Consider the following 24,085-nt stretch of genomic DNA (forward strand, 5'->3'; position numbering starts at 1 on the left):
GGCGCCGGGCCCCTTGGCTTTCCGGATACCACCGGGCGGATAACTGCCGTTTGCTTAGTGGTAGTTGACGCGCGTCGACTCCTGGGCCAGGCTCACCTGGACACCGCCCGTGACGTTCAGAGGGAGACCCCCTGTGCTGAGACGTACCGCACGCGTTCTGCTCGGACTTGTCATGACCATCACATTCGCGTTGGGTGGGGCGGTGCTGACCGCCGGCCCCGCGCAGGCCGACGGCTGCTACACCTGGACCCGTACGCTCTCGTCCGGAGCCACCGGCAACGACGTCACCCAGCTCCAGATCCGGGTGGCGGGCTGGCCCGGCTACAACTCCGTGCTCGCCATCGACGGCGTCTACGGTCCGGCCACCACCGCCGCCGTCAAGCGGTTCCAGGCGGCCTACGGCCTGGCCGCTGACGGGATCGCGGGCCCGGCCACCCAGGCCAAGATCTACGCGCTCCAGGACAACGACTGCACCCCGATCCACTTCACCTACCCCGAGCTGAACAAGTGCAACAGCACCTGGGCCGGCGGGAAGGTCTCGGCGGGCACGGCCAGGGCCAACGCGCTGAGCAGCATGTGGAAGCTGGAGGCGCTGCGCCACGCGCTGGGCGACCAGCCCATCCGCGTCACCAGCGGCTTCCGTTCCGTCTCCTGCAACGCGGCCGTCGGCGGAGCCTCCAACAGCCGCCACCTGTACGGCGACGCGGTCGACCTCGGAGCCTCGCCGCACTCCCTGTGCACGCTGGCCAGGCAGGCTCGCTACCACGGCTTCAGGGGAATCCTCGGCCCGGGCTACGCTGGCCACGGTGACCACGTGCACGTCAACCAGGGGCCCAACCGCTTCTGGTCGGCGTCCCAGTGCGGCATCTGACCCACACCCCTCCCGGTGCCCGGCCCGGCGGCGCTCAGGCGACGTCGGGCACGGCCGCGGCCGACGGGCCCCGGAAGGCGCGGCGGTAGGCGTTCGGCGTGGTCCCCAGCGACCGTACGAACTGGTGTCGCAGGGTCGCCGCCGTGCCGAAGCCCGTCTGTCCCGCGATCGTGTCGATCGTCAGGTCGGACGTCTCCAGCAGGTGCTGGGCCAGCAGCACCCGCTGCCGCAGCAGCCAGCGGTACGGGGTGGTCCCGGTCTCCTGCTGGAACCGCCGGGCGAAGGTGCGCGGCGACATGTGCGCCTGCGCCGCCAGCTGCTCCACGGTCAGCTCCTGGTCGAGATGGTGCTCCATCCACGCCAGGGTGGCGCCGACGGTGTCGCACGCGTTCCGGGGCAGCGGGCGGTTGATGTACTGCGCCTGGCCGCCGTCCCGGTGCGGGGGCACCACCATCCGCCGGGCGATGGTGTTGGCCGCCTCCTGTCCGTACGCCTGGCGGACCAGATGCAGGCAGGCGTCGATCCCGGCGGCGGTCCCGGCCGAGGTGACCACCGGGCCCTCGTCCACGTACAGCACGTCCGGCTCCACGATCGCCTTCGGGTAGCGCCGGGCCAGCTCCGCCGCGTGCCGCCAGTGAGTGGTGCAGCGGCGGCCGTCCAGCAGCCCGGCCGCGCCGAGGACGTACGCCCCCGAGCAGACGCTCAGCACCCGGGAACCGCGCTCCACGGCCCGGCGCAGCGCGGCAAGCACCTCCTCGGGATACTCCCGATCCATGAAGTGGCTGCCCGCCGGCACGGCGATGAGGTCGGCCTCCTCCAGCCGGTCCAGGCCGTGGGGCGTGCTGATGGTGAAGCCCGCGTGGGTGCGCAGGACGGGGCCCTCGGCGGAGACCACCGCGAAATCGTGCACCGGCAGGCCCTCGTCGCTGCGGTCGAGGCCGAACACCTCGCACAGCACGCCGAGTTCGAAGGGGTGGACCTCGTCCAGGAGCAGGGCGGCGACATTGGTCAGCATGGACTCAGTGTGGCAGTAATTGGATGTTCCATGGCAGTGCTGCCACTGATGATTTCTGCCCGGGTGGACCAGAGTAGAGGCATGAACACATTCCTGAACTACCTGGTCGTAGCAGCACTTTTCGCCCTTGTCGCGGCTCCGGCCGTCGTCGGCCTCGCCCGCGAGCGCCGGATCGACCGCGAACTGCGGGAGGCGGAACGGAAGGCGCGGACGGCCGGGCCCCCGGAAACGGAAGGCGCCGCGCAACCGGTCACGGCTGCGCGGCGCCCCTACCTCAGAAGCTGGGCCAGGATCTGACGGATCCCGGGCGGCTAGAAGTCGTCGTCGAACCCGACCGAGCCCTCGACGGCCACCTGGTAGGCGGACGGGCGGCGCTCGAAGAAGTTCGTCAGCTCCTGGACGCCCTGGAGCTCCATGAAGGAGAACGGGTTCTCCGAGCCGTACACCGTCGGGAAGCCGAGGCGGGTGAGCCGCTGGTCGGCGACGCACTGGAGGTACTCGCGCATCGACTCGGTGTTCATGCCCGGCAGGCCCTCGCCGCACAGGTCGCGGCCGAACTGGAGCTCCGCGTCGACGGCCTCCTTCAGCATGTCGGTGACCTGCTGCTGGAGCTCGTCGTCGAAGAGGTCCGGCTCCTCCTTGCGGACGGTGTCCACGACCTCGAACGCGAAGTTCATGTGCATCGTCTCGTCACGGAACACCCAGTTGGTGCCGGTGGCGAGACCGTGCAGCAGACCTCGCGAGCGGAACCAGTACACGTACGCGAACGCGCCGTAGAAGAACAGCCCCTCGATGCAGGCCGCGAAGCAGATCAGGTTCAGCAGGAAGCGGCGGCGGTCCGCCTTCGTCTCCAGCCGGTCGATCTTCTCGACCGAGTCCATCCACTTGAAGCAGAACTGCGCCTTCTCACGGATCGAGGGGATCTCCTCGACCGCGTCGAACGCGGCGGCCCGGTCGTCCGGGTCGGGCAGATAGGTGTCCAGCAGCGTCAGATAGAACTGGACGTGCACGGCCTCCTCGAAGAGCTGCCGCGACAGGTACAGCCGCGCCTCGGGGGAGTTGATGTGCTTGTACAGCGTCAGCACGAGGTTGTTCGAGACGATCGAGTCACCGGTCGCGAAGAACGCCACCAGCCGGCCGATCATGTGCTGCTCGCCCGGCGACAGCTTGGCGAGGTCGGAGACGTCCGAGTGGAGGTCGACCTCCTCCACGGTCCAGGTGTTCTTGATCGCGTCCCGGTAGCGCTCGTAGAAGTCCGGGTAGCGCATGGGACGCAGGGTCAGCTCGAATCCCGGGTCGAGCAGGTTCTTGTTGTCGTCGGTGCTCATTACTGGCAGGCCTCGCAGGACTCAGGGTTTTCCAGGGAGCAGGCGATCGCGTCCGCGTCGGGAGCCGACGCCTGCTGTACGGGAATGGGGGCGGCGGCCGACGCCTGACCGGACGCGGCACGGGCGATCCGGGTCGCCGGGCGCGAACGCAGGTAGTACGTCGTCTTCAGCCCCTGCTTCCAGGCGTACGCGTACATCGAGGAGAGCTTGCCGATGGTCGGCGTCTCCAGGAACAGGTTGAGCGACTGGCTCTGGTCGAGGAACGGCGTACGGGCCGCCGCCATGTCGATCAGGCCGCGCTGCGGGATCTCCCACGCGGTGCGGTACAGGGCCCGCACGTCCTCGGGAATCCAGGCGAAGCCCTGCACCGAGCCGCTCGCCTCGCGCAGCGCCTCACGGGTGCGGGCGTCCCACACGCCGAGCTTCTTCAGCTCGTCCACCAGGTAGGCGTTGACCTGGAGGAACTCACCGCTGAGCGTCTCGCGCTTGAACAGGTTGGAGACCTGCGGCTCGATGCACTCGTACACACCGGCGATCGAGGCGATCGTGGCGGTCGGCGCGATGGCGAGCAGCAGCGAGTTGCGCATACCGGTCTTCGCGACCCGGGCGCGCAGGGCGTCCCAGCGCTCCGGCCAGTTCAGCTCGGTGTCGTAGTGGTCGGGGTGCAGCACACCGCGCGCGGCACGCGTCTCGGACCAGGCGGGCAGCGGGCCCGACCGCTCGGCCAGGTCGCAGGACGCCTCGTACGCCGCCAGCATGATCCGCTCGGAGATCTTCGTGGAGAGCGCGCGGGCCTCGGGCGAGTCGAAGGGCAGACGCAGCTGGAAGAAGACGTCCTGGAGACCCATGGCGCCCAGACCGACCGGCCGCCAGCGGGAGTTGGAGCGCCCGGCCTGCTCGGTCGGGTAGAAGTTGATGTCGACGACCCGGTCCAGGAAGGTCACGGCGGTGCGCACGGTGGCGTCCAGCCGGTCCCAGTCGATCGAGCCGTTCGCCACGAAGGCGCCGAGGTTGACCGAGCCCAGGTTGCAGACGGCCGTCTCGCCGTCGTTGGTGACCTCAAGGATCTCGGTGCACAGGTTCGAGGAGTGGACGACCCGGCCCGGCTCGGCGGTCTGGTTCGCGGTCCGGTTGGAGGCGTCCTTGAACGTCATCCAGCCCTGGCCGGTCTGCGCGAGGGTACGCATCATCCGGCCGTACAGCTCACGCGCGGGCATCGTCTTGCGGGCCAGCCCCCTGGCCTCGGCCGCGCGGTAGGCCGCGTCGAACTCGTCGCCCCACAGGTCGACCAGCTCGGGCACGTCGGCGGGGGAGAAGAGCGACCACTCGGTGTCGGCGTCGACGCGGCGCATGAACTCGTCCGGGATCCAGTGCGCCAGGTTCAGGTTGTGCGTACGCCGCTGGTCCTCGCCCGTGTTGTCGCGGAGTTCGAGGAACTCCTCGATGTCCGCGTGCCAGGTCTCCAGGTAGACCGCCGCAGCGCCCTTGCGCCGACCGCCCTGGTTCACCGCCGCCACCGAGGCGTCCAGCGTCTTGAGGAACGGCACGATGCCGTTGGAGTGCCCGTTGGTGCCCCGGATCAGCGAACCCCGGGCGCGGATGCGGGAGTAGGACAGACCGATGCCGCCCGCGTGCTTGGAGAGCCGCGCCACCTGGTGGTAGCGGTCGTAGATCGAGTCCAGCTCGTCCTTGGGGGAGTCCAGCAGATAGCAGGAGGACATCTGCGGGTGCCGGGTACCGGAGTTGAAGAGCGTGGGGGAGGAGGGGAGGTAGTCCAGCTTGCTCATCAGCCCGTAGAGCGCGGCGACCTCGTCCAGCGCCCGCACCGACTCGTCCTCGGCCAGGCCCGCGGCCACGCGCAGCATGAAGTGCTGCGGGGTCTCGACGACCTGGCGGGTGTGCGGGTGGCGCAGCAGGTAGCGGCTGTGCAGCGTACGGAGACCGAAGTAGCCGAAACGGTCGTCCGCGCCCTCGGACAGCGTCCGCTCGACCAGCTCGTCCAGCGCCTTCGCGTGCAGCTCGACGAAGGCGGCCGTGCGGTCCGCGATCAGGCCCTCGCGGTGGCCGACGGCGACCGAGGCGGAGAAGGACGTGGCGCCCTGGCTCGCGGCCTCGTCGGCGATCGTGCGGGTCAGCAGCCGGGCGGCGAGCTTGGAGTACGCGGGGTCCTCGGAGATCAGCCCCGCGGCGGCCTCGGTGGCCAGCGAGCGCAGCTCGGCCTCGTCGGAGCGGGCGTTGCGCCCGCGCAACGCGGCAGCGGCGACCCGTCCGGGGTCGGTGTCGGGCAGATCGACGGTGAGGTCGGTCAGGGTCCGCAGCAGGGCGGTCCCGGGTCCGTCGTTCGAGGCGTCTCCGGACGTGGTGGACACTGCGGATTCGGTGGCTGAAACCGGATCGGCGGGCGCGATGGTCACTGGGCTTTCCCTCGCTCGGCTGGGGGCCGGCAGCAGGCGGGGAAGCCGGGCAGCGCGAAGCCCGGGTCAGGGCAGCACTGCTGACGGCGTCCACCGGCCTATCCGCGAGGCCCGGACGTCTGGCATCCGGTTCGGTCGATCCGGACGCACTGTCGACAGGTCTTCGGACTTCAGGTGTGCAAAAGCACACTGATCACACCGTTGCGGGACAGTTCCGGATTCGCACCGGATTCCCCTGCGACGACAGCGAGGTCGAGCATACATGTGGGGGCCGCCTGATGAGGTAGCCCCCACATGTTGTGTCGGCCGACATAACTTTTCCGAGGCGGTGTGGATTCTTCGCCCTGCTTTTCTCCGGTTCGGCCGGGAGCGGACGGGCCTGCACGAGGGCGCGAAAAGGGGCCGCCACGCCCCTGGGAGGGGTGCGGCGGCCCCGCAGGACCGGTGGCGCTCAGCAGCAGCGGAAGCCCTCGCGGGGGTCCGCCTCGCGGGCGTCGGTGCGGCTGTGCTCGAAGGCGCGGCGGGTCATGACCGGTGTGTCCGGATCGTGCGCCCGCGCGTGCGCCACGTAGCGGTCGTAGGCCGACTCGCCGGTCAGCTCGCGCACGTACCAGCGGATGCGGCCGGCGATCCGGCGGACGTCCCGCACACTCATGTCCGGGCCTTCGGCAGGTCCGTACCGCCGTCCTCCACGCGGATGCCGCCCTCGGGGCCGACGCCCGCCGCGACCAGCTCGGCCTTCTCCTCCTTGGTCGCGAGGATCGACGCCGGGGCGACCAGCCTGGACTGGACGAACGGCGCCTCGTGGAGCTTGACGCTCTCCGGGTCGCGGATGGCGTTGAAGCAGACCCGTCCGGCGTCCACGAGGACCACGATGATGAGGACCGCGAAGAGCGCGCACAGCACCCCGTCGACCGTGGAGTTGGTGACGACGGTCCGCATCTCCTCCATGTTCTTCGCGGGGGCCAGCACCTCACCGGCGTCGATGCCCGCCTGGTACTTGTCGCGCTGGGCGAAGAACCCGATCTTCACGTCCTCGGAGAAGATCTTCTGCCAGCTCGCGGTGAGCGTGACCGCCACGTCCCAGGCCAGGGGCACCGCGGTCACCCAGGCCCACTTCAGCCGGCCGGACTTCACCAGCAGCGTGGTGCAGACGGCCAGCGCGACCGCGGCCAGCAGCTGGTTGGCGATGCCGAACAGCGGGAAGAGCTGGTTGATGCCGCCCAGCGGGTCGTGCACACCGACCCAGAGGAAGTAGCCCCATCCACCCACGACGACGGCGCTGGCGAACCACACGCCCGGCTTCCAGCTGACCTCGCGGAACGGCTTGTGGACGTTGCCCAGCATGTCCTGGAGCATGAAGCGCCCCACGCGGGTGCCCGCGTCGACGGTGGTGAGGATGAACAACGCTTCGAACATGATGGCGAAGTGGTACCAGAACGCCTTCATGGCGGTACCGCCGATCACTGCGGAGAAGATCTCCGCCATGCCGAGCGCGAACGTCGGTGCGCCACCGGTCCGGGACAGCAGACTCTGTTCCTCGACGTCCTTGGCCGCCTGGGCCAGCGCCTCGGGGGAGATGGAGAAGCCGAAGTCGGCCACGGCCTCGGAGGCGGCCTGGACGCTGTCACCGATCACACCGGCCGGTGCGTTGACGGCGAAGTACAGACCGGGGTCGATGATGCAGGCGGCGATCATCGCCATGATCGCCACGAACGACTCGGTCAGCATCGCGCCGTAGCCGATCATCCGGATCTGGGTCTCCTTCTGGACCATCTTCGGGGTGGTGCCCGAGGAGACCAGGGAGTGGAAGCCGGAGAGTGCGCCGCAGGCGATGGTGATGAAGACGAACGGGAACATCGAGCCCGCGAAGACGGGCCCCGAGCCGCTGCTCGCGAACTCGGTGACCGCGGGCATCTTCAGGGTGGGCAGCGCTATCACCACACCGAGGGCCAGCAGGGCGATCGTGCCGACCTTCATGAAGGTGGAGAGGTAGTCGCGCGGCGCCAGCAGCAGCCACACGGGCAGCACGGAGGCGAGGAACCCGTACACGATCATCCAGACGACCAGCGTGCCCGGTTCCAGAGTGAAGAAGTCCGCCCAGGACGACTCGGCCACCCAGCCGCCCGCGACGATCGCGAGCAGCAGCAGCGCGACGCCGATGAGCGAGACCTCGCTGACCTTGCCGGGGCGCAGGATCCGCAGATAGACGCCCATGAAGAGCGCGATCGGGATCGTCATGCCGATGGAGAAGACGCCCCAGGGCGAGTGGGCGAGCGCGTTCACGATGACCAGCGCGAGAACCGCGAGCAGGATGATCATGATGATGAACACCGCGACCAGGGCGGCGATCCCGCCGACCGGGCCGATCTCGTCGCGCGCCATCTGGCCGAGCGAACGGCCGTTGCGGCGGGTGGAGAAGAAGAGCGTCACCATGTCCTGGACGGCACCGGCGAAGATGACGCCGACGACGAGCCAGATCGTGCCGGGCAAGTAGCCCATCTGCGCCGCGAGTACGGGACCGACCAGCGGCCCGGCGCCCGCGATGGCGGCGAAGTGGTGGCCGAAGAGGACCCGGCGGTCGGTGGGATGGAAGTCGACACCGTTGTCGAGCCGTTCGGCGGGGGTCGCGCGGTTCTTGTCGGCCCGCAGTACCCGGTTGGCGATGAACCGGGAGTAGAAGCGGTAGGCGATGGCGTACGAGCCCAGGGCCGCCGCCAGCATCCAGGCGGCGGAGACCTCCTCACCCCGCGAGAGTGCGAGGATGGCCCATCCCATGCCGCCGACCAGGGCGACCGAGACCCAGATGGCGACGGACTTCGGGGACAGGGTCCGCTGCCCCTGTTCCGGCGGGGCTGGTGCGGGCGTTTGCGGCATGACGATCCGTCCCCTCGCGCGATCACTGGCTCAACGTGCGCGAAATCTAGATCCTGTGACCGCCGTGCGTAACCCCCCGTCCGCATATCGGTACGGCAACGGGGCGACCACCGCAGGTCAGAGCCACCCCTCCTTGACGGCCCGTACCCCCGCTTCGAACCGGCTGCGCGCGCCGAGCCGGTCCCGCAGCTCCGAGCTCATCCGGCGTACGGTCCGCAGGGAGATCCCGAGCCGCCGGGCGGCGAGGTCGTCGGTGCAGCCGATGCCGAGCAGCATGAGCAACTCCCGCTCCCGCGGGGAGAGGTCGTGCTCGTCGCGACGCGGTGCCTCGCCGAAGGGGGTGCCCGTGTCCCAGAGCTGGTCGAAGAGGACCACGAGTGCGTGCACGAGGCCGGGGCTGCGGACTTCGAGGGCGCCGGCGCGCCCCTCTTCCGGGTCGACCGGGACGAGCGCGGCCTCACGGTCGACGATCACCATGAGCATGGGGACCACGGGCACGGTCCGCGCCTCGCCGCCGAGGTCGCAGTACCAGCGCACGTAGTCGACGGTCGGGGGGTCGTTGCGGAAGCTGTCCTGGTAGATCGAGCGGATCCGCACCCCGCGTTCCAGGCAGAGTTGGTCGAGCGGCTGGCTCGCGTCCATCGTGTCGGGCAGCTGCGCCCCGCCCGGGAGCAGGGAGAGGCATTCGGTGCGGGCGTTCGCGGCGAGGTCCTCCAGGCGCCGGCGGACGGTCTCCAGGCCCACCACCCGGTGCACCACGTCGTGGCGGGCGGAGCGGTCGGGGCGTGCGGCGAGGATGTCGGCCACCGCCCGCTCGGCGCGTTCGACCTGGCGGCGACGGCGGCTCAGCTCGCCCTCGGCGCGCGAGAGGAGGAAGGAGAACCCGACTTCGGGATCGAACGGCAGGATCTCCCCGGAATCGTCCTCCATGGAGATGAGCCGCGCCTCTGTGAGCCGGCCCAGTTCCTCGCGGACCCGTTGCTCGGTCCAGCCGAGCCGGCGGGCCATGTCCGCCACCCCGTAATCGGGCCGTTCGAGCATGAGCCGATAGACGATCTCGGCGGACTGTGCTATTCCCAGCGCCTCCAGCAAGGCGATCTCCCCCTGGTGAACCCCATCGTGCCGTTGACTGTCCGTGCCGACGTGCGGCCGGCCGTGTTGGCAAGGCCGCCGCCGATTGTAGGTCTAGACCAATTGAACCTCCTGTGGGGCAGCTTGAAATCCCCTGCGTCGGACAGGGGTTGACCGGCCAAACGCCTGCGCCGCACGCGCGGATGATCCAAGATGGTCTAGTCCAAGTGCCTCCGAGAAGGACTGTATCCATGGCGATCCCGCAGCGCACCCTCATACTCGGCGCCCTGCCGTTCGGTACGACCGTCGACGAGGCCACCTCGTTCGCCGTGCTCGACCGCTTCACCGAACTGGGCGGCACCGTGATCGACACCGCCAACAACTACGCGTACTGGGCCGAAGGCGGCACCGGGGACGAGAGTGAGGAGACCGTCGGCCGCTGGCTCGCCGCGCGCGGCGGCCGCGACGGCCTGGTCCTCTCGACCAAGTGCGGCGGCAGGCCCGCCGCCCCCGGCTCCCCGGACGTCGAGGGGCTCTCCGAGAAGGCGGTCAGGAGCGCCCTGGAGGGCAGCCTGCGCCGGCTCGGCGTCGACCGGGTCGACGTCTTCTGGGCCCACCTGGAGGACCGCACGGTCCCGCTCGGTGAAACCGTCGCGGCCCTGGCCGACCTCGTCGACGAGGGGAAGACCGCCGAACTCGGCGTCAGCAACCACGCCGTCTGGCGCGTCGAGCGCGCCCGTGCCCTCGCCGGAGAGCGCCCGCGCTACACCCACCTCCAGTACCGCCACTCCTACCTCCAGCCCCGCTTCGACAAGGCCCTCCCCTCGTCGGGACACGTCCATGTCACCCGGGAGATCCTCGACTTCGCGCGAAACGGGGGCGACCTCACGCTGTGGGCGTACAGCGCGCTGCTCTCCGGCGGCTACACCCGCCCCGAGGTGGGGATACCCGCCGCGTACGACCACCCCGGCACCGCCCCGAGGCTCGCGGCGCTGCACGAGGTCGCCGGAGAGCTCGGCGCGAGCGTCAATCAGGTGGTGCTGGCCTGGCTCCTCGGCGGCGAACCGTCCGTACTGCCCGTCGTCGGGGCGAGCCGGGTCGAGCAGGTGGAGGAGGCCATGGGGGCGCTCGACCTCACCCTCGACCCGGAGCAGCGGCGCCGACTGGACGAGGCGGGCGCCTGAGGGAGCCACGGGCGCGGGCATGGACGGCGGGGCCGGGCCCGCGGCCGGGGGAGGGTCACGGAGGGTGCGGGTCCGCCCTCCGCGACCCTCCCCGCCCGTCTCCCCCGGTTCAGCCGGCCGGGGAGACCAGCATCTCCTGGCCCCTGTGGTCGGAGAGGCCGGACGCGGAGACCAGCGCGTAGCGGTGCACGCGCAGCCGTTCGTCGGTGAACGTCCAGTCCAGCCGCCACAGCGGCAGCCCCTCGCCGCCCCATGTGCCGGGAAGGAAGGACGAGCCGGCGGGCAGCGCGTCGCGGAACTCCCCCCGTAGGCCGTCCAGATCGCCCATGGCCGGGGTCGTGTTGAAGTCGCCCGAGATGAGCAGCGGATGGGGGTTGGCACGCGCGTCGCGGAGCAGCGCCGCGTAGTGCTCCTTCCGGACGGCGTCGGTGTCGCGGACCACCCGGTAGAAGCCGGGACTCAGCCAGCTTCGCTCGATGTCCAGCTGTACCGGGATGTGCACGTTGTAGAACGACACCACCGTGCCGGCGACGTCCACGTCGGTGCGCAGCACCTTGTGCCACTCGAACCGTTCCCGCCAGGACGACGACGGGCCCGGCGGGCGGCCCGGCCCCACTTCGGGCGCGGCGACGACCGGGTACCGCGAGAGGGTGACCAGCTCCCCGCGCGCCACGAGGTGGTAGCCGGGGAACTCGGCGCGCAGCCGGTCGAGCCGGTCGATCTCGGTATGCCTGCCGTCCTCCCGGCTCAGGTGCTCCTGGAGCAGGTAGACGTCGGCGTCCTTGGACCGCAGATGGCGGTGGAACGCTGCCGGATCGTCGGTCGTGTCCCAGTAGAGCGTGTTCCACGAGAAGACCTTGAGCGCGCCCGCCGGGGCGGGGCCCGGGCCCCCGCCGGGTACCAGCGCCCCCCAGTGGAGCCCCGCCCTCCCCACCCCCGCCGCGAGCAGCACCGCGAGGACGGGGAGCAGCCACCGGCGGGCGCGCCGGGTGGCCACGGCGCCGGACAGGACGATCAGCAGGGCGGGCACCGCGACGAAGGCCGGCGGGGGAGCGAGGTCCGGCAGCAGCCACAGCCACCACCGGCCGCTCAGCGCCTGTCCGAGGCCGAGGAAGAGCGCCCACGCGGCGGTGGTGCCGATGAGGAGACCGGTGGCACGCCGTCTTCCGCGAGTGGCTGGAACCGGACGTGGAACGGGGGGCGGCGAGGCGTTCGCAGAGACGCTCCGGACGGTCTCGTCACGGGCGCCGGGGAGGGTTCGAGGACTCACGCCCCGGAACGCTAACAGCTCTCAACTTCCTTTCTTCCAAGGCTTGTTAGCCGTCTCAGACTGCGAGAAGAGGCGATACGCGATCGATATGCCGTCAATACGAGGGCCCGATGTCCTCTTCCCATGACGCGAACCGTGTCGGTCGTCATACCGGCCTACAACTCCTCACGCACCCTCGACGCCTGTCTGAGATCCGTCCATGCGCAGACCCACCCCGTCCACGAGGTCATCGTCGTCGACGACGGCAGCACCGACGGGACCGCCGAGATCGCCCGGAACCATCCGTGCGTCCTCATCGGAGGCGGGGGCAACCGCGGAGTCTCCGCGGCCCGGAACGCGGGAATCGCCGCCGCCACCGGTGACGTCCTCTTCTTCCTCGACTCCGACGAGGCGCTCACCCCGGACTCGGTGGCCAACGCCCTGGAGATCCTGCGCGACGATCCCTCCTGCGGCTGTGTGCACGGCGTCATCGCGCCCGAGCCGCTCTTCGACGACGGGCCCGTCGAGTGGTACAAGGTGCTGCACGCGTACTGGTGGCGCGCCCGGGGCGCCGGAGTGGTGGAGACCGCCTTCTTCGCCCAGGCGGCCGTCCCCCGCGAGGTCTTCGAGGTGCTCGGAGGCTTCGACGAGCGGCTGCGCGACTCGGAGGACCTGGAGTTCAGCGACCGGCTCGCCCCGCACTACCGCATCGTGCTCACCGAGAGGGTGATGGCCCGCCACGACGAGGAGCACCGGTTCGGTCCCCTCCTCTCGGAGACGTACCGCAGGGCCCTGCTCCTCGTGCCCGCCCTGCTCTCGGCCCGCCGCGGGGGCCGGAGCAACCTGACGGCCAACAGCCCGGCGTCGGTCCTCGCCGCGGCCCTGTGCCTCGGCTCCGTGCCGCTGCCGCTCCTGGCCCTCCTCCTGTCGTGGCCCGCTCCGGCCGTACCGGTCCTGTCGGCCCTCCCCGTCGCCGGGCTGCTCGCCTTCTGCCTGGCCAACCTCGGGCTGCTGCGCTTCGCGGCCCGGCGGCGGGGAGCCTCCTTCGTCCCCTTCTTCACCGGCGTCCACCTCGCCAACCACGCCGCGCTGCTGGCCGGTGCCGCGAGTGGCGCCGTCCGCGCCCTCACGGCCGGCCGGACCGCCACCGGCGGCCGGCGGAGCTCCGAGCAGGCGGCGGCGCGATGACCGTGTGGCTGCGCAGGCTCCTCACCCCGGTCGTCGTGGTGGCCGCGCTGGTCGGCGTGTTCTTCCTCGTCCGGGGCGAAGGACCCAAGGCGGTCGAGGCGTTCGCCCACGCCGACGCCGTTCCCCTGATCGTCGCCTCGGTCGTCGCCAACATCGGCGGACTGGTCCTCGCCGTGCACGCCTGGCGGGCCCTCATCCCCGGCGACCATCCCATCCGCGGTCTTCGCGCGGCGAAGATCTACTTCCTCGGCCAGCTGAGCAAGTACGTGCCCGGCAGAGTCTGGGGTGTCATCACCCATGTGGCGCACGGCCGAGAGGCCGGTGTGCCCGGCGCCCAGATGACCTCCGCCTACGTCCTGAGCCTGGCGCTGACCCTGCTCACCGGAGCGGCGGTCGGGCTGGTCGCGGCGCCCGCCGCACTGCCCGGGCACTGGATGTGGCTGTGTCCGCCGGCGCTCTTCTTCCTCGCCGGGGTCGTACGGCCCTCCCTGATCACCCGGCCGGTCGTGGCCGCGGCCCGGCTGGTGAAGCGGCCGGTCGTACCACCGCCGGACGGTGCCGTCCGCAAGGCCGTGCTGCTCGCGATCGCCTCCTGGACCGCCTCCGGACTCCACCTGTGGTTCCTGCTCCTGGCGGTCGGAGCGCCGCCCCTCGCCGGACTCGGCGCGGCCGTCGGAGGCTTCGCCCTGGCCACCGTGATCAGCAGCCTGGCGCTGATCGTGCCCGACGGCTGGGGCGTGCGCGAGCTCACCCTCACCGCCGCCCTCTCCACCGTCCTTCCCGGTGGTCTGGCCGCCACCGCGGCGATCGCCAGCCGGCTGGTGTGCGTCGTCGCCGAACTCGCCAGCTCGGCGGTGGTCCTGGCCTGGTCGCGAGCCAGGGACGCCAAAGCCGCCCGTGCCGCCCGTACCGCTGCCGGTGTCGCCGGGGCCGCCGCCGGGGCCGTCCCGACAGCCGCAGGGCCCCGTGTCCCCGGTACCCCCCGCGTCCGCCGCGCCGGGCGGGCCCCCGACGCCCTGGCCTTCCCCGCCCCCCTCGTCCCCCCGATCCCCCCCACCGCCCCGATGGGAGAAGAAGCCCGTGTACACCCTTGACGACGTCGAGAAGCTCCAGGTCGACGAGGTCCACGACCTCTACCGCCGCTACGTGAACAAGAGCCAGGTGTCCCTGATGACCTCGTTCGGCTTCGGCCGCGAGCTCGTCCGGAGTGCCGAGGGCGCCTATCTCACCCTCGACGACGGCAGGCGAATACTCGACCTGACCGGCGGCGTGGGCGTCCTCAACCACGGCCACAACCACCCGCGCATCCTCGCCGCCCGCGAACGCTTCGCCCGCGACCGGCGCATGGAGGTGCACAAGACCTACTTCTCGCCCTACCTCGCGGCCCTCGGCCACAACCTGGCCGAGGTCCTGCCCGGCGACCTGAACATGGCCTTCCTGCCGAACTCGGGAGCCGAGGCGGTCGAGGGAGCGGTGAAGCTCGCGTACAAGTACCACAACGGCAAGCGGAACACTGTCCTGCGCGCCGACCGCGCCTTCCACGGCAAGCTGCTCGGCTCGGGCGGCCTGACCGGCCAGGCCCAGTTCGCCTTCCCCACCATCCCCGGTGTGGACACCTTCCGCTACGGGGACCTCGACTCCGTCCGCAGGGTCGTCGCCGCACACCGCGGCGACGTGTACGCCCTGCTCATCGAGCCGTTCAGCGCCTCCACCATCCAGTGGTGCTCGGAGGAGTTCCTGCGCGGCCTGCGCGAGATCTGCGACCGAGAGAAGATCGTGCTGATCTTCGACGAGATCTACACGGGGTGGGGGAAGACCGGCTCCCTCTTCCACTTCATGCGCTATCCGGGCCTGATCCCCGACGTGCTCACCACGTCCAAGTCCTTCGGCGGCGGCAAGTCCTCCATCTCCGCCTTCGTCGCCCGCGAGCCGGTCTTCCGCAAGGCGTACGACAGCCTCGGCGACGCCCTGCTCCAGTCCACGTCCACCACCTACTACGGCTTCGGCGAGGAGTGCGTCACCGCCCTCGAAGCCGTCAACATCGCGATGGAGGACGACTATCCGGCGCGGGCCCGCGCACTCGGAGCCGTACTCGGCCCCGGTCTCGAACGGCTCGCCGAGCAGTACCCCGACGCGATCGGCCGCGTGGCGGGTGCCGGTGCCCTGTGGGGCGTGTTCATCGAGGGCGGCCCACGGATCCTCGACCTCGTGGCGAAGCTCGCGCCCGGCGGGATGGCCAGGGACCCGCGGTTCAAGACGAAGGTCGTCACCTGTGCCGTGATCAACGCGCTCTACCAGGACCACGGCATCTTCACGTACTACACGCTCAACGGCGACAACCCCCTCGTCATCGGCCCCTCCCTGGTCACCGAACCGGAGGAGGCCCAGCGCGTGGTCGACGCCCTCGACGACGTCCTCAGCCGCGGCCTGACCGGTCTCGTGGCCCGTTTCATCAAGCAGAAGGTGAGCTCCCAGTGGTGATCACGATCACCGGCGCGGCCGGCATGCTCGGCTCCCGGCTGGCCGAACGGCTCCTCGCCGAGGGCCACGAGGTGCGGGGCGTCGACCTCAGGCCCGGCCCCCTGGTCCTGCTCACGGGCGACATCCGCGACCGGGAGCTCATGGACCAGGCCCTGGACGGGGCCGACGTCCTCGTCCACGCCGCGGCCGCCCTGCCCAGTTACCCCGACGAACAGATTCGCTCCATCATCGTCGGCGGGACCGAGAACGTCTTCGCGGCGGCCGGGGCCGCCGGCACCCCCCGCGTCGTGCACATCTCCTCGACCGCGGTCTACGGCCTGCCCACGATCGTGCCCACCCCCGAGGAGTACCCCCGCGAGCCGGTCGACACCTACAGCCGGGCCAAGGCCTCGGCCGAGGAGATCGCCGAGCGGTACCGGGCCGGGGGCATGTGCGTCCCCATCCTGCGGCCCAAGACCTTCGTCGGCCCCGGCCGCATGGGCCTGTTCTCGATGCTCTTCGAATGGGCCGAGGAAGGCCGCCACTTCCCCGTCCTCGGCAAGGGCGACGTACGCATCCAGATGTTCGCCGTCGACGACCTCGTCGACGCCGTCGTCACCGTCCTCACCGCACCCGACGAGGTCGCGAACGACACCTACAACCTCGCCGCGGCCGAGTTCGGCACCCTCCGCGAGGACTTCCAGGCGGTGCTCGACGCGGCGGGACACGGCAAGCGCGTCATCGGCCTGCCCGCGCGCCCCGCCCTGACCCTCCTCAACGTCCTCCAGCGGGCCAAGCTCTCGCCGGTCTACGGCCGGCTCCTCCACAAGCTGATGGACGACTCCTACGTCAGCATCGACAAGGCCAAGGCGAAACTCGGCTTCTCCCCGCGCCTGTCGAACGCGGACGCCGTCCTGCGCACCTACGAGTGGTGGCGCACCGCCCGCCACACCGCCCCGGAGACGGGAGCCACCGGCCGCACCAGCCGCGACCCGTGGAGTCAGGGCCTGCTGTCCACCGCGAAGATCTTCTTCTGAGAGGCCGTGCCATGACCCAGCTCGCCGGACACACCAGCGCCCCGGCACCGGTACGGACAGGAAGGCTGCCCGCGCCGCTCGCCCTGCTCAGACCCGGTCAGTGGCCCAAGAACCTGCTCGTGGTGCCCCTGGCCCTGATCGGCGGCGCCCCGGACGCGACGACGGCCGTCCGGGTCGCCGTCGCGCTCGGCGCCTTCGTCCTCGCCTCATCCCTCGTCTACGTCCTGAACGACATCGCCGACGTGGAGCGGGACAAGCGGCACCCCGTCAAGCGTCACCGTCCCCTCGCCTCGGGGCAGATGAGCATGGCCTCGGCCGTGGCCACGGCCCTCGTGCTGGGCGCCCTGCTCGTCCCCGCCCTGCTGACCCTCGGGCCCGGGTCCGCCCTGATCATCCTGCTGTACCTCGCCGTGAACGGCGCCTACAGCTGGAAACTCAAGCACCTTCCCCTCCTCGACGTCTTCGTCGTGGCCGCCGGCTTCGTGCTCCGCCTGCTCGGCGGCTACGAGGCCGCCGAACGCCCGGTCGAGATGTGGCTGGTGCTGACCGTGCTGGCGTCCTGCCTGGTCCTGATCCTGGGCAAGCGGCGGCACGAGCTCAGCGTCTCCGGCACCGGGCACCGGCCGGCCCTCGTCGGCTACTCGGCCCACTTCCTCGACCTCGTCCTGGTGCTGTGCTCGGCCCTGGCCCTCTTCGGCTACCTGCTCTATCTGCGCACCGAGTCGGGGTTTGGGCCGTACGCCCTGCTCACGGCCGTGTGCGCGCTCTTCGCCCTCTTCCGCTACCTCCAGATCGTGATCGTGGACGGCGGCGGGGGCGAGCCCGTCAAGACCCTCCTGCGTGACCGGGTCATGCTTGCCAACTCCGCCGTCTGGGGCGCGCTGCTGGTCCCGCACCTGGTCCGCTGACCCCCGCCCCAGCCCCTCCACCACCGACGAGGAATCCCATGTCAGCACCTCTCGTGTCGGTCGTCGTCCCGATGTACAACGACCGCCGAACCATCGACCTCTGCCTGCGTTCCATAGGTGAGCAGAGCTATCCCCACATCGAAGTGATCGTCGTCGACGACGCCAGCACCGACGGCTGCGCGGAGATCGCCGCCACCCACCCCGTCCAGCTCGTCCGCGTCCCGGAGAACGGCGGACCCGGCTCCTCCCGCAACGAAGGCGTCCGCCGCTCCAGGGGCGAGATCGTCTTCTTCCTGGACGCCGACCTGACCATGCACCCGGAGGCGGTCGCCGAGGCCGTCGCGCTGTTCGACGAGAACCCCTCGTACGGCGCGGTGTTCGGCATCCCCGACAAGGAGCCGCTGTTCGACGAGCCGCTCGTCGGCCAGTACCGCATCCTCCAGTACCACTACTGGCGCAAGAGCGCCGAAGGCCTGGTCAGCGGGGGCTTCTACGCGCTGGGCGCGGTCAGCAGGGCCGCCTTCATGGAGGCCGGGTGGTTCAATACCGCGCTGCGGCAGACCGAGGAGATCGACCACGCGGAACGGCTCGCCGCCCGGCGGCCCATGCTGCTCACGTCCCGGATCAGGGGGCGGCTGTCCGACGAGAGCCGGATGCGGCCCCTGCTGCGCAAGGCGTTCGTCCGCAGCCGGCTCCGGGTGCCGTTCTACTTCGACCGGGGCCGCGCCATGCAGGGCATGGAGACCGGCGGCCGTGCCGTCGCCTCCGCGCTGGGCGGCCTCGCCGTCGCGGCCCTGCCGTTCGGGTTCCTCCATCCGGCGGTCCTCCTGGTGCCGCTGGCCGCCCTCACCGGGTCCGTGGTCGCGGACCTCGGGCAGTACCGCTTCGCGCTCCGTGAGCGCGGTCCGCTCTTCACGGCGTTCTTCACCGGCGTGCACCTGCTGGTGAACGCGGCGGTCGTGGCGGGTCTCGCCGTCGGTCTCGCGCAGTACGCGGCGAGTCGGCGCTTCCGGCGCATGTACCAGCCGCAGGAGAGCATGGCATGACCGCGGGCAGCACACCGTCCGCGCACGCGGTGGATCCCGGGGACACCGCACCCGCCGGGGCAGCCGGAGGGGACAGGACGGCCGGGGCGGCACGCACGGCGGTGGCGGGGGAGGAGCTCGGTCGTCCGCGCCGGATCGCCCGCCTCCTCAGGCTCTGGTACGGCAGGCTCGTCCTCGCCGTCGCGGCGCTGTGGCTGCTGTACGCCGTGACGCGGGTCCTGCTGAGCGACCGCTGGCACTGGTCCCTCGTCCTCGACGCCGTACCACCGCTCCTCCTGCTCGGTGTCCCCGCCGCCCTCCTAGTCGCGGCCGCCGGTGCGTGCGGCCGGCGCCGCCCCCTCGCGGCCGGCACGGCCGCGCTGGCCCTGGCGCTGGCCCTGACCACGGGCTCGGGCCTCAACTGGCCCGCCCTGTGGCGCGATCCCGGCCCGGTGCCGTCCGGCGCGCTGCGCGTGGTGTCGCTGAACACCCAGTACTGGGGGAAGGCGGCCGGTACCGACCGGCTCCGGGCCTTCCTGGGCGAGCATCCGGCCGACGTCTACCTGCTCCAGGAGCACGTCGCCTGGACCCCGGGCCTGGGGGAGGAGGGCTACGCACGGCTCGACGACGACGAGGCGCTGCGCCGGCAGTTCCCCGGCTACCACATCGCCCGCAGGGGCGAACTCCTCACCGTCTCGCGCTTCCCCGTCCTGTCGCAGACCTCCGTGGGCGTGCCTCCCGCCACCGACGGGAAGGACGACTTCGGCCGGGAGTTCCTGCGGGAGAAGGTGCTGCGGACCGATCTCGCGGTCGGTGACCGGGTGCTCAGCACGTACAACGTGCACATCACCGTGCCCATGGCCCTGGACAACCTGAACCCCTTCTCGGAGTTCGACCACGACGCCTACTTCCGCCGCAAGGACGCCTGGCGGCGGGAGGAGCTGCGCGGACTGGAACGGGACGTGGCGGCCAACCCCCACCCGTCGGTGATCGCCGGGGACTTCAACACCACCGCCGCGAGCAGGGCGCTGGACGGGCTGCGCGCCACCGCCACGGACGCCACTCCGGTGAGCGGCGAGTTCCTCCCGCTGAGCTGGAAGTACGCCTCCCCGGGAGAGTTCTCCTTGGGAGGCGTACTCGACCGGCCCCTGCCGTTCTTCCGTCTGGACTGGGCCTTCACGGCAGGCGGGGCCGAGGCGCACCGGTACGAGTTCGTGCCGACCGACGGGCTGTCCGAGCACCGGATGCAGGACCTGTGGATCTCCTTCTGAGCCGTCCGGCGGGGGAGCGGGGCCGCCCGTGCCGGGGGCGGTCACGCGCTCAGGCACTCCCCGAGGAGGATGGACCGCTCCATCGCGCTGAGCTTCGGACCGGGCTCTATCCCCAGCTCCTCGACGAGGGTCAGACGGATGCGCCGGTACGCGGCCAGCGCCTCGGCCGTCCGGCCGGAGCGGTGCAGCGCCAGCATCAGCTGGGCGTGCAACCGCTCACGGAAGGGGTACGTCGACGTCAGGGCCATCAGCTCGCCGACGACGTCCTCGTGCCATCCGAGGTCCAGTTCGAGGCTGAGGCGTTCCTCGGTCGCCCGGATCCGCAGTTCTTCGAGGCGCCGGATACCCGGGTCGAGGGCCGGACTCGTCTGCCCGGCGAGCACGGGCCCGTTCCACAGGGCGAGCGCGTCGCGGAGCTCAAGTGCGGCCTCGGCCCTGCGGCCGTCGCCCGACAGCACGCGGGCGCGTTGCACGCGGCTCTCGAAGACGGCGGAGTCCAGGTCGTGGGGGCCGAGGCGGAGACGGTAGCCGTACGAGTGGGTCTCGATCAGCCCGGGTGCTCCGGCGGCGGCGAAGGCCCGGCGCAGCGTGGAGACGCAGATGCGGATCTGGGCACGGGCGCTGGCAGGGGGGTGGGGGCCCCAGACCGCTTCGACGAGGCCCTCGACCGAGACGGCCCAGTCGGCCTCCAGCGCGAGAGCGGCCAGGACGGTCTGCGTCCGTCTGCCCCCGAGGGGTACGGGGCGGTCGGTGACGGTGGCGTGGAGGGGGCCCAGAATATGGACGAACACGGCTGAATTCCCCGTTCACTTCTCTGTTCTCTCCGGTCGGCACGTCCTGTGCCGGACCGGCGGAGGGGTTGCGGGAGGGGTCGGGAGGTCTCACAGGAGTCTGCAGTCGGTGATGCCGTAGCCGCTGAACTCGGGGGAGCGCCCCAGCATGCGCAGGCAGATGCCCAGCGCGCGCCCGATGGCTTCCAGTTCGTCCGGGCAGTCGAGGCACAGTGCGATCCGGACGGAGCGGTCCCCGACCAGCGCGCGGGCGGTCTCGACGGGTTCCGTCGGCTCGATGGACCGGTACAGCGCCGCCAGCACGCCGCTGGGGGTGGGGTGTTCGGGGTCCGCCGCGGCGGACGCGGACATCGAGATGCCGATGAGGTAGATGGCGGGTCCTGCGGGGAGCGTGGGTCCGGCCGGGCGCGACGTGTGCCGGTCAGCCCCACGAGAAGCCGTCGGATGAGGCGGACGGCGTCGGTGTGGGCGCCGGGGCCTGAGCGGCCGCCGAGGTGGTGGCGACGACCGGCGACGGCGTGGTCGCGTCCGGGCCCGCCGTAGCGCCGGCGGACGGTCCGGCGGTGGCGAGCAGGGCGCCGAGGGCGGCGAGCGGGGCGGCGGCGAGGGCGAGACGGCGGGCGGAAGAGCGCATGACGGAGACACCTCTGGGTTCGGGATTCTGTGGAATGTGTCGATTGCCCGTTCGTGGGGCCCTTTCGACACGTTCAAGAATGCTCGAACGAGGCCGGAGTGTCAGCGTCCATCGCTGGCAGTAACCGCCCGGGCGTTTGGCGCCACCTCGCGGCCTCCCGTCCCGGGACGGCCCCACCAGGGCGCTCGCGGGTGGTGTCACCTTCCTGCCGGGTAGAAGGTGCCGAGGCTCCGGGGGCGGGGTGCGGCCGAGTCCGGCGCGTGTGTGGCCGGAAACGCGAAACGAGGGGGCCGCCGTGGGTTCGGCGTCCCCCTCGTCCGGTCTGCGGCTCCGCTCAGTCGTTGGGGCGCTTCAGGCGGGCCACGAACTTGTACCGGTCGCCGCGGTAGACGGACCGTACCCACTCGACCGGCTCGCCCTGGGCGTCCAGTGAGTGACGGGAGAGCATCAGCATCGGCAGGCCCACGTCCGTGCTCAGCAGCCCCGCCTCGCGCGGGGTGGCCAGGGAGGTCTCGATGGTCTCCTCGGCCTCGGCGAGGCGGACGTCGTACACCTCGGCGAGCGCGGTGTAGAGCGAGGTGTACTTCACCAGCGAACGGCGCAGCGCCGGGAAGCGCTTGGCCGAAAGGTGGGTGGTCTCGATCGCCATCGGCTCCCCGCTGGCGAGCCGCAGCCGCTCGATGCGCAGCACCCGGCCGCCCGTCGAGATGTCCAGCAGACCGGCGAGCGTGTCGTCCGCCGTGACGTAGCCGATGTCCAGCAGCTGGGACGTCGGCTCCAGTCCCTGGGCGCGCATGTCCTCGGTGTACGAGGTGAGCTGGAGGGCCTGGGAGACCTTCGGCTTGGCGACAAAGGTGCCTTTGCCCTGGATGCGCTCCAGCCTGCCTTCGACGACCAGCTCCTGGAGAGCCTGGCGCACGGTGGTGCGCGAGGTGTCGAACTCGGCCGCCAGGGTGCGTTCGGGCGGCACCGGGGTGCCGGGCGGCAGGGTGTCCGTCATGTCGAGGAGATGCCGCTTGAGCCGGTAGTACTTCGGTACACGCGCCGTGCGCGTACCGGTACCCGTCTCGTTCCCCGAACTGCCCCCGTCGGCACCCATGGCCCGCCTTCCCGACTGCTGCGTTGCTGCCGTCACCGGCTCCTCCGTCTGTTGCGGCTCACATGGTGGCACGGTCCGGTCACGGGTCCCTGCCCTCCCTCAGGTGTCGGTCCGATAACGGACGCGAGTGCACTTCTTATACACCCTTGACACCCCCAAAGGTCTAGGCCAAGCTCCCGGTACTGGTCTAAACCATTAAAGACCAGGTCCAGCCCCGGTGGAACTCGTCGAAAGTCTTCACGGTGGGTGGGGTTGCAGCATCCCTGAGGAGGGTTTGACGTGAAGCGCAAGCTCATCGCGGCTATCGGTGCCGCGGGCATGATGGTCTCTATCGCCGCGTGCGGTACGGACGGCGACACGGGCAAGGACGGCAAGGCGTCCGGGGGAGACAAGACCCTGACCGTCTGGGTCATGGACGGGTCGGCTCCCGACGCATGGATGGCCGAGGTCAACAAGGCCTTCGAGGCCAAGCACCCGGGCGTCAAGGTCAAGGTCGAGAAGCAGGTCTGGAACGGCATCCAGGAGAAGATCACCACCTCCCTCTCCGAGGACACCCCGCCGGACGTCCTGGAGCTCGGCAACACCCAGACCGCCGGCTACGCCGACACCGGCGGCCTCGCCGACCTGACCGGCGACAAGGCCGCGCTGGGCTACGACGGCTGGAACAAGGGCATGGTCGCGTCCAACGAACTGGACGGCAAGCTCTACTCCGCCCCGTGGTACGCCGCCAACCGTGTCGTGGTCTACGACAAGGCGGCCTTCAAGAAGGCGGGCGTCACCCCGCCGAAGACCCGCGCCGAGTGGATCGAGGGCCTGAAGAAGCTCAAGGCCTCCGACGCCAAGACCCAGCCGATCTACCTGCCCGGCCAGAGCTGGTACGTTCTCGCCGGCTTCGTCTGGGACGAGGGCAGCGACCTCGCGGTCAAGGACGGCGACGAGTGGAAGGGCAACCTGTCCTCCCCCGAGGCCGTCAGCGCCATGAACTTCTACAAGGAGCTGGCGTCCTACTCCACCGCTCCGAAGGACAAGGACGAGGCGACCCCGCAGCAGTCCACCGACATCATCCCCAAGGGCGGCGTGGCGTCCTGGATCGGTCTTGGCTGGGAGGCCGGCGGCGCGATCGACGCCATGAAGAAGGCCGGCAAGACGGCCGACTTCGGTTACTTCCCGATCCCGGGCAAGACCGCCGACAAGCCGGGCTCCGTGTTCTTCGGCGGGTCGAACCTCGCCATCGCCGAGCGCTCCCCGAACAAGGACCTCGCGAAGGAGTGGCTGGCCCTCGCCGCCGGCAAGGAGTTCATGACGAAGTACGCCGCCGCCACCGAGGGCGCGCTGCTTCCGAACAACGACGCCGCGCAGTTCAAGCCCGCCGCCGGCTCCTTCGCCGAGGCCATGGCCCTCTCCTCCGTCTCCGGCAAGATCACCCCGGTGACGCCGGGCTGGGCGAACGTCGAGACCGCCCCGAACCCGATCAAGGACTACATGACCAAGGTCCTGAAGGGGCAGGACGCCAAGGCCGCGGCCGAGGAGGCCGACAAGGTCATCAACGAGCGCGTCAACCAGCAGTAATTCGCAGTCCGGTGGTGCGGCCGGTTACTCAGCGGCCGCACCACCGGTGCTTTGCAGTGATCAGAGGCCCGTTCCCCCGGGCCGCGTCCCGGTG

General features: G+C 70.8%; 22 protein-coding genes and 1 riboswitch. Of the genes, 11 read left to right on the plus strand and 11 right to left on the minus strand.

The features are described 5' to 3' along the window. The first annotated feature begins 133 nt into the window (after positions 1-133). Positions 134-871, plus strand: coding sequence for a D-Ala-D-Ala carboxypeptidase family metallohydrolase (locus CIB93_RS09240; RefSeq protein WP_096625945.1), 738 nt, complete (start codon positions 134-136; stop codon positions 869-871). Between the two features lie 34 nt (positions 872-905). On the opposite strand, the gene CIB93_RS09245 is transcribed toward CIB93_RS09240, so the two are convergent. Then, the gene (locus CIB93_RS09245; protein WP_096625947.1) at positions 906-1,886 is read right to left on the minus strand and encodes a GlxA family transcriptional regulator; all 981 of its coding nucleotides are present in this window, start codon (positions 1,884-1,886) and stop codon (positions 906-908) included. A gap of 81 nt (positions 1,887-1,967) precedes the next feature. On the opposite strand from CIB93_RS09245, the gene CIB93_RS09250 reads away from it, so the two are divergent. Continuing rightward, entirely contained in the window at positions 1,968-2,183 is a 216-nt protein-coding gene (locus CIB93_RS09250) for a hypothetical protein (RefSeq protein ID WP_096625949.1), read from the plus strand. A 14-nt stretch (positions 2,184-2,197) separates the two neighbouring features. Here CIB93_RS09250 and CIB93_RS09255 read toward each other — a convergent pair whose 3' ends face one another. The 5 genes from CIB93_RS09255 to CIB93_RS09275 all read right to left on the minus strand — a co-directional run bounded on the left by CIB93_RS09255 (position 2,198) and on the right by CIB93_RS09275 (position 9,597). Continuing rightward, positions 2,198-3,214, minus strand: coding sequence for a ribonucleotide-diphosphate reductase subunit beta (locus tag CIB93_RS09255; protein ID WP_096625951.1), 1,017 nt, complete (start codon positions 3,212-3,214; stop codon positions 2,198-2,200). Further along, positions 3,214-5,628, minus strand: coding sequence for a ribonucleoside-diphosphate reductase subunit alpha (locus CIB93_RS09260; RefSeq protein WP_096625953.1), 2,415 nt, complete (start codon positions 5,626-5,628; stop codon positions 3,214-3,216). Before CIB93_RS09260 ends, CIB93_RS09255 begins: the two co-directional genes overlap by 1 nt. Before the next feature lie 136 nt (positions 5,629-5,764). After that, positions 5,765-5,900, minus strand: a riboswitch (cobalamin riboswitch). Positions 5,901-6,079: 179 nt separating this feature from the next. Beyond that, on the minus strand, positions 6,080-6,283 hold the full coding sequence (locus tag CIB93_RS09265) for a YbdD/YjiX family protein (RefSeq protein WP_096625955.1): 204 nt from the start codon (positions 6,281-6,283) through the stop codon (positions 6,080-6,082). Further along, positions 6,280-8,505 carry a carbon starvation CstA family protein gene (locus CIB93_RS09270; RefSeq protein ID WP_096625957.1) on the minus strand — a complete coding sequence of 742 codons (2,226 nt, stop codon included), beginning with the start codon at positions 8,503-8,505 and terminating at the stop codon, positions 6,280-6,282. Before CIB93_RS09270 ends, CIB93_RS09265 begins: the two co-directional genes overlap by 4 nt. Before the next feature lie 117 nt (positions 8,506-8,622). Beyond that, positions 8,623-9,597 carry a helix-turn-helix transcriptional regulator gene (locus CIB93_RS09275; protein WP_096625959.1) on the minus strand — a complete coding sequence of 325 codons (975 nt, stop codon included), beginning with the start codon at positions 9,595-9,597 and terminating at the stop codon, positions 8,623-8,625. Positions 9,598-9,827: 230 nt separating this feature from the next. Here CIB93_RS09275 and CIB93_RS09280 point away from each other — a divergent pair, with 230 nt between their 5' ends. After that, positions 9,828-10,760, plus strand: a complete 933-nt coding sequence (locus tag CIB93_RS09280) for an aldo/keto reductase (protein WP_096625961.1) — start codon at positions 9,828-9,830, stop codon at positions 10,758-10,760. A 109-nt stretch (positions 10,761-10,869) separates the two neighbouring features. On the opposite strand, the gene CIB93_RS09285 is transcribed toward CIB93_RS09280, so the two are convergent. Next, complete coding sequence (locus CIB93_RS09285; RefSeq protein ID WP_096625963.1) at positions 10,870-12,030, minus strand: endonuclease/exonuclease/phosphatase family protein; 1,161 nt, start codon at positions 12,028-12,030, stop codon at positions 10,870-10,872. 123 nt (positions 12,031-12,153) lie between these two features. Here CIB93_RS09285 and CIB93_RS09290 point away from each other — a divergent pair, with 123 nt between their 5' ends. From CIB93_RS09290 to CIB93_RS09320, 7 genes are read left to right on the plus strand one after another with little or no spacing between them, the layout of a single operon-like run. Further along, entirely contained in the window at positions 12,154-13,197 is a 1,044-nt protein-coding gene (locus CIB93_RS09290; protein WP_257002108.1) for a glycosyltransferase, read from the plus strand. Next, the gene (locus CIB93_RS09295) at positions 13,194-14,291 is read left to right on the plus strand and encodes a lysylphosphatidylglycerol synthase domain-containing protein (RefSeq protein ID WP_096625967.1); all 1,098 of its coding nucleotides are present in this window, start codon (positions 13,194-13,196) and stop codon (positions 14,289-14,291) included. Before CIB93_RS09290 ends, CIB93_RS09295 begins: the two co-directional genes overlap by 4 nt. Continuing rightward, on the plus strand, positions 14,278-15,678 hold the full coding sequence (locus CIB93_RS09300; RefSeq protein WP_096625969.1) for an aspartate aminotransferase family protein: 1,401 nt from the start codon (positions 14,278-14,280) through the stop codon (positions 15,676-15,678). Before CIB93_RS09295 ends, CIB93_RS09300 begins: the two co-directional genes overlap by 14 nt. Continuing rightward, on the plus strand, positions 15,672-16,694 hold the full coding sequence (locus CIB93_RS09305) for an NAD(P)-dependent oxidoreductase (RefSeq protein ID WP_096625971.1): 1,023 nt from the start codon (positions 15,672-15,674) through the stop codon (positions 16,692-16,694). The genes CIB93_RS09300 and CIB93_RS09305 overlap by 7 nt, the downstream gene beginning before the upstream one ends. Before the next feature lie 11 nt (positions 16,695-16,705). Further along, complete coding sequence (locus tag CIB93_RS09310; RefSeq protein ID WP_096625973.1) at positions 16,706-17,602, plus strand: UbiA prenyltransferase family protein; 897 nt, start codon at positions 16,706-16,708, stop codon at positions 17,600-17,602. Between the two features lie 38 nt (positions 17,603-17,640). Then, entirely contained in the window at positions 17,641-18,648 is a 1,008-nt protein-coding gene (locus CIB93_RS09315) for a glycosyltransferase family 2 protein (RefSeq protein WP_096625975.1), read from the plus strand. Beyond that, on the plus strand, positions 18,645-19,898 hold the full coding sequence (locus CIB93_RS09320) for an endonuclease/exonuclease/phosphatase family protein (protein ID WP_096625977.1): 1,254 nt from the start codon (positions 18,645-18,647) through the stop codon (positions 19,896-19,898). The genes CIB93_RS09315 and CIB93_RS09320 overlap by 4 nt, the downstream gene beginning before the upstream one ends. A gap of 41 nt (positions 19,899-19,939) precedes the next feature. On the opposite strand, the gene CIB93_RS09325 is transcribed toward CIB93_RS09320, so the two are convergent. From CIB93_RS09325 to CIB93_RS09340, 4 genes are all read right to left on the minus strand, one after another. Beyond that, positions 19,940-20,689 (minus strand): AfsR/SARP family transcriptional regulator, encoded by a 750-nt coding sequence (locus tag CIB93_RS09325; protein ID WP_096625979.1) that lies wholly within the window; start codon positions 20,687-20,689, stop codon positions 19,940-19,942. A 90-nt stretch (positions 20,690-20,779) separates the two neighbouring features. Then, complete coding sequence (locus CIB93_RS09330) at positions 20,780-21,040, minus strand: hypothetical protein (protein ID WP_257002109.1); 261 nt, start codon at positions 21,038-21,040, stop codon at positions 20,780-20,782. Between the two features lie 70 nt (positions 21,041-21,110). Then, on the minus strand, positions 21,111-21,323 hold the full coding sequence (locus CIB93_RS09335; RefSeq protein WP_096625981.1) for a hypothetical protein: 213 nt from the start codon (positions 21,321-21,323) through the stop codon (positions 21,111-21,113). A gap of 334 nt (positions 21,324-21,657) precedes the next feature. After that, positions 21,658-22,422: a GntR family transcriptional regulator gene (locus tag CIB93_RS09340; RefSeq protein ID WP_096625983.1), complete on the minus strand. Its 765-nt coding sequence runs from the start codon at positions 22,420-22,422 to the stop codon at positions 21,658-21,660. A 279-nt stretch (positions 22,423-22,701) separates the two neighbouring features. Between CIB93_RS09340 and CIB93_RS09345 the strand changes: the two genes are divergently transcribed. After that, positions 22,702-23,991, plus strand: coding sequence for an extracellular solute-binding protein (locus CIB93_RS09345; protein ID WP_096625985.1), 1,290 nt, complete (start codon positions 22,702-22,704; stop codon positions 23,989-23,991). Positions 23,992-24,085: the final 94 nt, after the last annotated feature.

This window comes from Streptomyces sp. WZ.A104 (genome assembly GCF_002382885.1).
Lineage (GTDB): Bacteria > Actinomycetota > Actinomycetes > Streptomycetales > Streptomycetaceae > Streptomyces.